Below are 9,543 nucleotides of genomic sequence, written 5' to 3' on the forward strand. Positions count from 1 at the left end.
CGCGAGATGCCCGTTTGATCACTGTACGGGGATTGATGTCCGCCTCCAAGGGTGGGAAGCTGCCAACGCGAGAAAGACAACACATCGATGGACGCTCGTCCGAAATGAGCCGCCGATGTTATTAGACACAAATCCTACGGTCGTCATATAAGTGTTGACAATGGTGCCGGTGCTGCTTACTTTGGCCCGACCACCTGCATGTGAGGAGCCTCGATGTTCCGCAAGTCAGCTCTGGGCGCCGTCGCGGCATGTGCCGCGATCGCACTCCTGCCCGCCTGCGGCGCCGGCCCCGGAAGCACCCGCAGCGCGTCCGGCGACGGCGGCCGGCCCACCGAGCTGGTCTTCGCCGCCATCCCTTCCGAGCAGAGCGACAACCTGGAGGCGTCGTTCGCCCCGATCATCTCCGCGCTCGGCAAGGAGCTCGGCATCCCGGTGCGCTTCCAGGCCGTCACCAGCAACGCGGCCGTCGTCGAGGCGCAGGTCGCCAAGCGGGTGGACGTCGCCGTCTACGGCGCCTTCAGCTACTACCTGGCCCGCACCCGCGCCGACGTCGAGCCCGTCGCCGTCCCGCTCGCCGCACCCGACGGCGAGCCCGGCGCCTACGCCTACGGCGTCACCCGGGGCGGCGACAGCGGCATCGCCTCGCTCAAGGACGTCGCCGGCAAGGACGTCTGCTTCACCGACCCGGGCTCCACCACCGGCTACCTGCAGCCCCTCGCCTCGCTGCGGGAGGCCGGCGTGGACGTGGACAAGGACGTCAAGACCGTGTTCACCCACGGCCACGACACCGCCGTCGCCTCGCTGCTGGCCGGCGACTGCGACATCGCGTTCGTCGGCGACGTCTTCATCGACCAGCTGCTCCCCGCCCGCGGGCAGCTCAAGCCCGGCCAGGTGACCAAGGTCTGGACCTCACCCCTCATCCCCGGCCCGCCGATCGTGGTCGGCACCTGGCTGCCGCAGGACATGCGCGACAAGATCACCACCGCCGTGACCGGCCTGACCGCCACCGGCGCCGCATCGGCCGGGCTGTGCAAGGGCAGCGAGATCAAGGGGTCGAAGGACTGGGGTGAGCACGCCGGCGTCCCCGCCTGCACCCTCGGCACCTCCACCGCGTGGACGTTCGTCAAGGCCACGGACGCGACGTACGAGCCGATCACCCGCATCTGCGAGATCACCGAGGCCGAGGTGTGCACGTCCGGTGGCTGAGCAAATCTCTGTGAACGGCCCTGAGACCGGCTCGGCGACCGGCCCTGTGAGCGGCGGCCCGGTGAAGGGCGAGCCCGTCCTCCGATTGTCCGGCGTCGGGAAGAGCTTCAACGGCGTCACCGTCCTCGACGGCGTCTCCCTTGAGGTGCCGCGCGGCCGCTTCGTCGCCCTGACCGGCCCCTCGGGAGCCGGAAAGTCCACCCTGCTGCGGCTGGCCAACGGCATGCACCTGCCGGACCGCGGCACCGTCAGCACGCTGGGGGAGAACCCGGCCGCCTGCTCCCGCAGCCGCCTGCGCGCGCTGCGGGCCAGGGTCGGGTTCGTCTTCCAGCAGTTCGGCCTCGTCGGACGCCTGTCCGCGATGGAGAACGTCCTGATGGGCGCCCTCGCCACGCTGCGCCTGCCCCGCTACGGGGTGATGAGCTACCCGCGTGCCCTGCGCGTCCGCGCGGTCGAGCAACTCGACCGCGTCGGCCTGGCCGACCAGCGCTTCCAACGCTGCGACACGCTCTCCGGCGGCCAGCAGCAGCGCGTCGCGGTGGCCCGCACCCTGCTGCAGAGCCCGGAACTGATCCTCGCCGACGAGCCGGTCGCCTCCCTCGACCCGGCCGCGAGCGTCCTCGTCCTCGACACCCTCAAGCGCATCGGCACCGAGGACGGCATCTCCGTCCTGTGCAGCCTGCACCAGGTAGAACTCGCCCTCAGCACCGCCGACCAGATCGTGGCCCTCCGCAACGGCCACCTGATCCTGAACGAACCCGCCACCACCCTCACCCCAGCCCGCCTCCACGACATCTACACCCCGGCAGGTGAGCACGATGCCTGACGTATCGGCGCCGTCCGCGCAGGGGAGTGCGGTCGCCGGCGCCGTCCCGCCTTCTCCCACCCCCAAGGACCCCGGCCCTCTCCGGCCGCCCGTTGGTGTCCGGGGGGTCGTGGCGGGTGGGTTGATCGCCTCGGCGGTGGGCGTTACCTGGGTGGCCTTCTGGTGGATCGGGTTGTCGCCGGTCACGCTCGCCGCCGGGCTTGATGACACCGCGCGGTTGCTGGGGCGGATGTGGCCGCCCACCCTGCCCGCCGCCGGTGACGTCGCGGCGATGATCGTCGAGACGTTGCTCATCGCGGTCGCCGGGACCGGGCTCGCCACGTTGGCGTCGGTGCCGTTGGCGTTCATCGCCGCACGTACCCACCAGGGAACCCCGTGGCTGCGGCCGGTCGCCCGGGCGGTGATCGTGCTGACCAGGGCCGTGCCGACGCTGGCGTTCGCGATCCTGTTCGTACGGATCTTCGGCCTCGGCCCCCTGGCGGGCGCGCTCGCCGTCGCCGTGCACTCGGTCGGCATGATCGCCAAACTGCTCGCCGACGCCATCGAGGAGGCCGACCCCGCACCCGCCGAGGCGGCCCGCGCGTGCGGCGCCCGCGAGGCGCAGGTGGCCGCCGCCACCGTCCTGCCCCGCGTGTTCCCGGCGCTGGTCGCCATCGTGCTCTACCGGCTCGACATCAACATCAGGGCCTCCGCCGTGCTCGGCATCGTCGGAGCCGGCGGCATCGGCGTGGCGCTGCAGACCGCGCTCGGCAGCCTCAACTACCACCGCGCGGCCGGCATCATCTGCGTGATCGTCGCCCTCGTCCTGCTGCTCGAACTGCTGTCGGTGGCCCTGCGCCGCCGATCCGGCGGAAAGACGGAGGGCACGGCGCTGCCCGCCGGCCGGACCCCGTACGACGTCGGCTGGGACCGCGCCCGCGTGCTGCGCGTGGCCGGCGCGACCATCACCGGCGTGATCTTCCTGGCGTCGCTGTGGTCCCTCAGCCCCGACCCCGGACGGCTGTCCAGCGCCTGGCCCAACCTGCAGAGCGTCCTCACCGGCATGTGGCCGCCCGCCTTCTCCACCGACCTGCTCATGGCGGTGCTGGAGAGCCTGCTCATGGCGCTCGGCGCGGCAGCCGCCGGCGCGGCATGCGGCCTGGTGGCGGCCCTGCTCACCGCCACCGGCACCGCCCCTTGGCGCCCGCCGGCCGCCGCACTCAGAGTGCTGCTCGTGGTCGTCAGAGGCATCCCCGACCTCGTGTACGCGCTGCTCTTCGTGGCCGCGCTGGGCCTGGGACCGTTCGCGGGTTTCCTGGCCCTGTGGATCTCCTCCACGGCGCTGGCCGCCAAGTTTTTCACCGACTCCCTGGAACAGCTCGACCCGCTGCCGCGTGAGGCGCTGACCTCGGTCGGCGCCGGCAGGTGGCAGGCGTTCACCGCCGGGACGTGGCCGCAGTTCGTGCCCGCCTTCACCGGCAACGGCCTGTTCGTCGCCGACCTGGCGCTGCGTGAGTCCGTCGTGCTCGGCATCGCGGGTGCGGGCGGCGTCGGCTACTTCATGCAGGAGTCGATCGCCACCCTCCGCTACGACACCACCGCCGCGATCATCATCGCGATCGCCGTCGTCGTGTACGCCATCGAGACCCTCGCCCGCACCGCCCGCCGCCACCTGCTGTGACCGCCCCCGGACGAGCCCATACGAAGGGACCTCACCATGACCGCCCCCGCGGGCCCCGAACGCGCCTCCGACTGGGACCCCACCGCGCCCGAGACCTTCGACAGCTCCCACGGCGTCTACGCCGACCTGCGGCGACGCTGCCCGGTGCCGTGGAGCGACGCCTTCGGCGGCTTCTGGGCGGCCACCCGCTACGCGGACGTCGTGCGCGTGGCCCGCGACAGCGCGACGTTCAGCACCGCCACGCAGAACGTCGTCCCGCACGTGCCGCGCGCCCAGCGCCGGCCGCCGCTGCACTACGACCCGCCCGAGCACGGGATCTACCGCGCCCCCATGGACCGGGTGCTGCGCCGCGCCGTGCTCAGGCGCCTCGAACCGGCCTTCGCCCAGGCGGCCCGCGAACTGCTGGAACCGCTGCTGGCGCGTGGCGGCGGCGACTACGCCAAGGAGTTCGCGCTGCCGTACGCGGCGCAGTGCTTCGCGATCTTCCTCGGCCTGCCGGTGGAGCAGGTGCTGGAGATCCGCCGGATCGGCGTCGAGTACAGCTTCGCCATCCAGGAGATGGACCGGGCCCGGATCATGACGGCCAGCGAGGAGCTGTACGCCATCGCCAGGACCATCGTCGCTGACCGCCGCGCCGACCCCAAGGACCCGGACGAGGACCTGGTGTCCAGCCTGCTGGAGGCGTCCGGTGACCCCGAGCGGCCGATCCCGCCCGACCTGGTCGTGGCCACCGTACGGCAGACGGTCGTGGCCGGCATCGGCGCGCCGCACGCCGTGCTGGGCAGCGCCGCCGTCCACCTGTCCCGCGACCCCGAGCTCCAGGACCGGCTGCGCGCCGACCCCACCCTGCTGCCGGCGGCCATGGAGGAGCTCCTGCGGCTGTACGCCCCGTACCGCGTGTTCGCCCGCACCGCACTCCGCGACGTCGAGCTGGGAGGACGGACGGTACGCGCAGGAGAGCCGATCGCGATGATCTTCCCCTCGGCGAACAGGGACGAGACGGTCTTCGATGACGCCGACCGGCTCGACCTCGACCGGCGGCCCAACCGCCACCTCGCCTTCGGCCGCGGCCCGCACCGCTGCCCGGGCGCGGCGATGGCCCGCATGGAGCTGGCAGCCGCGCTCGGAGAGCTGCTCGCGGGCACCGATCGGGTCGAACCGGATGGCGAGGTGGAGATGTTCAACTGGCTCGAGTTCGGCCCCAAGTCCGCACCGCTCCGCCTCGTCCCCCGCACCTGACCCCGGCACGCCGGCCCGCGGTCGTCCGCCACGCCCTTCGTTCCCACCCCCCGTTCCGGCACCCTCTTGCCGGCTTCGTCCATCGATTGTGGAGGCAACCACCCATGTCGGCCCCCTTCAAGACCGCCCGGATCCTGCTGGCGGCGACCCTGGGAGCGGTCGTCCTGGCCGGCTCCGGCACCGCGACGGCCTCGTCCCCCGAGAACCCGCCGCCGCCCGAACCACCGGCGGCCCCGGCTGCGGCCATCCTGCCCACCGTCCGCGAGGCCGCCGACGGCCTCCCGGGCCACACCGTCTACCGTCCCGCCGACCTGAAGAAACTGCGTAAGGACAGCCTCCCCGTGATCGTCCACGGCAACGGCGCCTGCGCGGCGAGCAACCTCGAAGGCATCACCTTCCTCACCGGCCTGGCCTCCCAGGGATACATCGTGGTGGCCAACGGCGGCGTGGCCGACTTCCCCGTCCCGAGCACCCCTGAGCAGACCATCGCGCACCCGGAGGCGCTGCTCGCCGCCGCCCATTGGGCCACCGAGTCGAGGCGGGCCCGCAAGCAGTTCGACGGACGCGCCGACACGACCCGCGTCGGCGTGCTCGGGCACAGCTGCGGCGGCGTCGAGGCCCTCGCCGCAGGAACCGACCCGATGATCGATGCGGTCGCCGGCTTCAACACCGGCTATCTCCCCGAACCCTTCTTCGGCGGCTTCGGGCGCGACCGCCTCGCCGGCCTGCACACCCCGACGCTCCTGGTGAACGGCGGCCCGGACGACGTGGCGTACCAGAACAGCATCGACAACTACGCCCTCCTCGACGTCCCCGCCGTGCTGGCCTCCGACGCGACGGCCGGGCACGTCGGCCTCATCGCGGGCCTCCAGGCGACGAAGGGCTGGCAGGTGGCCGCGGACTGGTTCGACTACGTCCTGCGCGGTGACCGTACCGCCGGGGCGCGCTTCATCGGCCCCGACTGCGGGCTGTGCGCCGAGGACGGCTGGACCGTCGAGTCGAAGGGACTGTCGCTGTGATCCGCCGCGCCACCATCGTCTCCCTGGCCATCGCGGTGACGACCGCCGCCGCCGGCCTTCCCGCCATGGCCGAGAGCGGTCCCACCCCGGCCGTCGCCCCCGGTGGCACGCCCTGCCTGCCGGACTCGCCGTCCCGTCCCACCTGCATCAGCGGCACGCTCAAGGACGGCACACCGTACGAGTTCGTCGTCCCCGCCCGCTGGAACGGCACCGTGGTCGTCGCCCTCGACTTCGCCGGCCCCGGCCGCACCGAGCAGCTGACCGCGCGCCTGCTGGCCGACGGCGTGGCCCGGGGCGGCACGAGCCGGGTGGTCACCGGCTGGAACATCCGCGCCGCCATCGACAACCAGGCCGAGGCCCTGTCCCGGTTCGAGCAGGCGTACGGCAAGGCCCGCAGAGCCATCGCCTCCGGGACGTCGATGGGCGGCTTCGTCTCCGCCGGCGCCGCCCAGGTCCACCCCGGGAAGTTCGACGCCGCCGTCCCCATGTGCGGCGGTCTGAGCGGCTCCGTCGCCCAGTGGAACCAGAAGCTCGACACGATCTTCGTCCTCGAACGCCTGGTCGCGCCGGGCCTGCCGGTCATCGACATCCCGGAGGACGTCGAGTCGGCCCGCCAGGCGTGGATCGACGCCCTCGCCGCCGCCCAGCGCACCCCCGAGGGCCGGGCCCGGATAGCGCTGGCCGCCGCGATCGGCCAGCTCCCCGCCTGGGGCAGGAACCCCGACGGCACCACCCCGCCGCCTCCCGCCGCCGGCGACGCCGCCGGCCTGGAACAGGGCGCCTACCTCGCGCTGGCCGGCGGCCCCCTGCCGTACGTCGGGCAGGCCATGAGCAGCCGCCGCCAGATCATGCAGGTGGTGGGCGGCAACCCGTCCTGGAACACCGGCGTGGACTACGCCGGACAGCTTCGCGAGGCCGACCCCGCGCTGCGGCGCGCGGTCGGCAAGCTGTACGAGCAGGCGGGCCTGAAGCTGACGGACGACCTGAAGACCCTGGCCAAGGCACCCCGCATCGCCGCCGACCCAGACGCCGTGGACCGATTCGCCCGCGGCATCGTCCTGGACGGCAAGCTGCGCATCCCCGTCCTCACCCTGTCGAACATCGGTGACCAGATCTCGACCGTCGCCCAGCAGCAGGCGTACGAGGAGAAGGCCCGCCGGGCGGGATCGGCGTCCCTGCTGCGCCAGACGTACACGCGCAGCGCCGGCCACTGCGACTTCACACCGGCGGAGCAGCACGCCGCGCTGACCACCATGTTCGACCGCCTGCGCACGGGAAGGTGGCCGGCGACGTCCGCGCCCGCGATGAACGCCCGCACCGCCGACCCCGCCGCCCGCTACATCCCCTTCACCCCACCCCGCTTCAACCGTCCGTAACCAGTTGCTTACGGGTTCTTGCTCTTGCCCCTACCCCTCTCCGGGCAGGTGCCGTACGAACCGAGCAAGGACCCATGCCCATGCAAGCGATCATTCAGGACACCTTCGGCGGCCCGGAGGTGCTGCGCCTGGCCGAGGTGCCGCGACCGGCGCCGCTGCCCACCGAGATCCTGGTACGGGTGCACGCCGCCGGCGTCAACCCCGTCGACTGGAAGACCCGCCAGGGCTCCGGCATGGCGGCGGTGCTCGGCGACCCGCCGTTCGTGCTGGGCTGGGACGTCTCCGGCGTGGTCGAGGAGACCGGCTTCGGGGTGACCCTCTTCCAGCCGGGCGACGAGGTGTTCGGCATGCCGTGGTTCCCGCGCCAGGCGGGCGCGTACGCCGAGTACGTCACCGCGCCCTCCCGCCACTTCGCCCGCAAACCCCGCTCGACCAGTCACGAGACCGCCGCCGCCACCCCACTGGCCGCCTTGACCGCCTGGCAGGCCCTGATCGACACCGCCCACATCGGCACCGGCCACCGCGTGCTCATCCACGCGGCGGCCGGCGGCGTCGGCCACCTGGCGGTGCAGCTTGCCAAGCACACGGGCGCGCACGTCATCGGCACCGCCCGCTCGGAGAAACACGACTGGCTCCGGGACCTGGGCGCCGACGAACTGATCGACTACACCACCACAAGCTTCGAGACCGCCGTACGCGACGTGGACGTGGTCCTGGACCTGATAGGCGACGCCGTTGACCGGACCAGCACCCGCTCCCTGCAAACCCTCCGCCCAGGCGGCCTGCTGGTGGCGGTCCCCTCAGGCGTCGCCCCCGATCTGATCGGCCGCGCCCGCGAGGAAGGCATCCGAGCCACCGGCATCCTGGTAGAGCCCGACGGCGCCGCCCTCACCCAGCTCGCCACCCTGATCGACGAGGGTAACCTGCACGTCGAGGTGGAACGCACGTACCCACTCGCGGAGGCCGCCGAAGCCCACCGCCACGGCGAACAGGGCCGCACCCGCGGCAAACTCGTCCTCACCGTCGCCTGACCGGATTGTCGGCCGGGTCCGGCAGGATGGCGGGCATGGTTTCCTACCAACTGGTCATCGACTGTGCGGAGCCTGAGCGGATGGTGCGGTTCTGGGCGGGGGCGTTGCGGTACGTCGTGGAGCCGCCGCCCGGTGGGGCCGGCACGTGGCGGGAGCATTGGCTCCGGCTCGGGGTGCCGGAGGAAGAGCTGGGGGAGGGAGACTGCGCCGACAGCATCGTCGATCCCGAGGGGCGCGGGCCGCGGATCTGGTTCCAGCAGGTGCCTGAGGGCAAGGTCGTCAAGAACCGGTTCCACCTGGATGTGCAGGTGGGCGGCAGGCGGGCGGAGGCGCCGCTGGAGGTCCGGAGGGCGCGCGTGGACGCTGAGGTGGAGCGGCTCGTCGAGGCGGGGGCGTCCGTCGTGTTGGTGCTCGCGCAGCCCGGGATGGATCACTACGCGGTGGCGATGCTCGACCCCGAGGGGAACGAGTTCGACGTCGTCTAGCTTCGATGGGGAGGCTCGTGCGTGAGCGGACGCCGCCGGCTCCTCGCCGACCTCGTGGAGCTGCGCCGGCCGGTGGATGAGGTCGTGGGCGCGCTCCGCTCGTTCCCGTGGGACGTCGAGCGTCCGCTGGTGCGGGTGCGAGCCGAGGACGTGGTCCGGCTGCTGCGGGCGTACCTGGCGGGAGCCGTCACCGCGGACACCGTCACCGCGTGGGCCGACGCCCTGGAGATTCGGGACGACGTCGACATCGATGAGGGGCTGCGCGACTTCTTCACCGAGGCGTCGGCGCCTGAGCTCTTCGAGCCGGTGCCCGCACCGTTGCCCTGACCCACGAGCTGCTCGGGGGCACGCTCGCGGGCAAGGCGATCGGCGTGCTCGGCGCGTCGTTCAAGCCAGGCTCCGACGACATCCGCGACGCACCCGCACCGGACGTCGCCGCCACCCTCGGCGGCCAGGGCGGAACGGTCACCGTGTACGACCCCGCGGCGCTCGGCAACGCCCGCCGCACACCCGCGCCTGGGCTACGCCTGGTCGATGCGGGACGCGGTACGCGACGCCGACGTCGTGCTGCTGCTCACCGAGTGGCGCGAGTTCCGTGGGCCGCCCCTAGATCGTTGATGTGAAATTCGCTGATCGTCTGCGGGCACAGCGAAGGGCGTCCAAGATCGGTTTGTGAAGACTGAGCTGGACGCCCTTCTGAC

9 protein-coding genes and 1 pseudogene are annotated in these 9,543 nt (G+C 72.4%); all 10 read left to right on the plus strand.

Features of this window, described 5'->3' with window-relative positions; translation table 11 throughout:
* Nucleotides 1-213: 213 nt before the first annotated feature.
* Complete coding sequence (locus tag AB0K18_RS36850) at nucleotides 214-1,206, plus strand: phosphate/phosphite/phosphonate ABC transporter substrate-binding protein (RefSeq protein WP_364924127.1); 993 nt, start codon at nucleotides 214-216, stop codon at nucleotides 1,204-1,206.
* On the plus strand, nucleotides 1,199-2,032 hold the full coding sequence (locus tag AB0K18_RS36855; RefSeq protein WP_364924130.1) for a phosphonate ABC transporter ATP-binding protein: 834 nt from the start codon (nucleotides 1,199-1,201) through the stop codon (nucleotides 2,030-2,032). The genes AB0K18_RS36850 and AB0K18_RS36855 overlap by 8 nt, the downstream gene beginning before the upstream one ends.
* A gap of 109 nt (nucleotides 2,033-2,141) precedes the next feature.
* A complete protein-coding gene (phnE, locus tag AB0K18_RS36860) occupies nucleotides 2,142-3,692 on the plus strand; it encodes a phosphonate ABC transporter, permease protein PhnE (RefSeq protein ID WP_364924133.1) in 1,551 nt (516 codons plus the stop codon).
* A 36-nt stretch (nucleotides 3,693-3,728) separates the two neighbouring features.
* Nucleotides 3,729-4,931, plus strand: a complete 1,203-nt coding sequence (locus AB0K18_RS36865) for a cytochrome P450 (RefSeq protein ID WP_364924136.1) — start codon at nucleotides 3,729-3,731, stop codon at nucleotides 4,929-4,931.
* Nucleotides 4,932-5,035: 104 nt separating this feature from the next.
* On the plus strand, nucleotides 5,036-5,950 hold the full coding sequence (locus AB0K18_RS36870) for a hypothetical protein (protein WP_364924139.1): 915 nt from the start codon (nucleotides 5,036-5,038) through the stop codon (nucleotides 5,948-5,950).
* Complete coding sequence (locus tag AB0K18_RS36875; protein ID WP_364924143.1) at nucleotides 5,947-7,326, plus strand: alpha/beta fold hydrolase; 1,380 nt, start codon at nucleotides 5,947-5,949, stop codon at nucleotides 7,324-7,326. Before AB0K18_RS36870 ends, AB0K18_RS36875 begins: the two co-directional genes overlap by 4 nt.
* An 80-nt stretch (nucleotides 7,327-7,406) precedes the next feature.
* Nucleotides 7,407-8,357, plus strand: a complete 951-nt coding sequence (locus AB0K18_RS36880; RefSeq protein WP_364924146.1) for an NADP-dependent oxidoreductase — start codon at nucleotides 7,407-7,409, stop codon at nucleotides 8,355-8,357.
* 35 nt (nucleotides 8,358-8,392) lie between these two features.
* Nucleotides 8,393-8,842, plus strand: coding sequence for a VOC family protein (locus AB0K18_RS36885; protein ID WP_364924149.1), 450 nt, complete (start codon nucleotides 8,393-8,395; stop codon nucleotides 8,840-8,842).
* A 21-nt stretch (nucleotides 8,843-8,863) separates the two neighbouring features.
* Nucleotides 8,864-9,169 carry a hypothetical protein gene (locus tag AB0K18_RS36890; protein ID WP_364924152.1) on the plus strand — a complete coding sequence of 102 codons (306 nt, stop codon included), beginning with the start codon at nucleotides 8,864-8,866 and terminating at the stop codon, nucleotides 9,167-9,169.
* Nucleotides 9,151-9,439: pseudogene (locus AB0K18_RS36895) on the plus strand (UDP binding domain-containing protein); the annotation flags it as partial. The gene AB0K18_RS36890 and the pseudogene AB0K18_RS36895, both read left to right, overlap by 19 nt.
* Nucleotides 9,440-9,543: the final 104 nt, after the last annotated feature.

Source organism: Nonomuraea sp. NPDC049421, from assembly GCF_040677005.1.
GTDB lineage: Bacteria > Actinomycetota > Actinomycetes > Streptosporangiales > Streptosporangiaceae > Nonomuraea > Nonomuraea salmonea.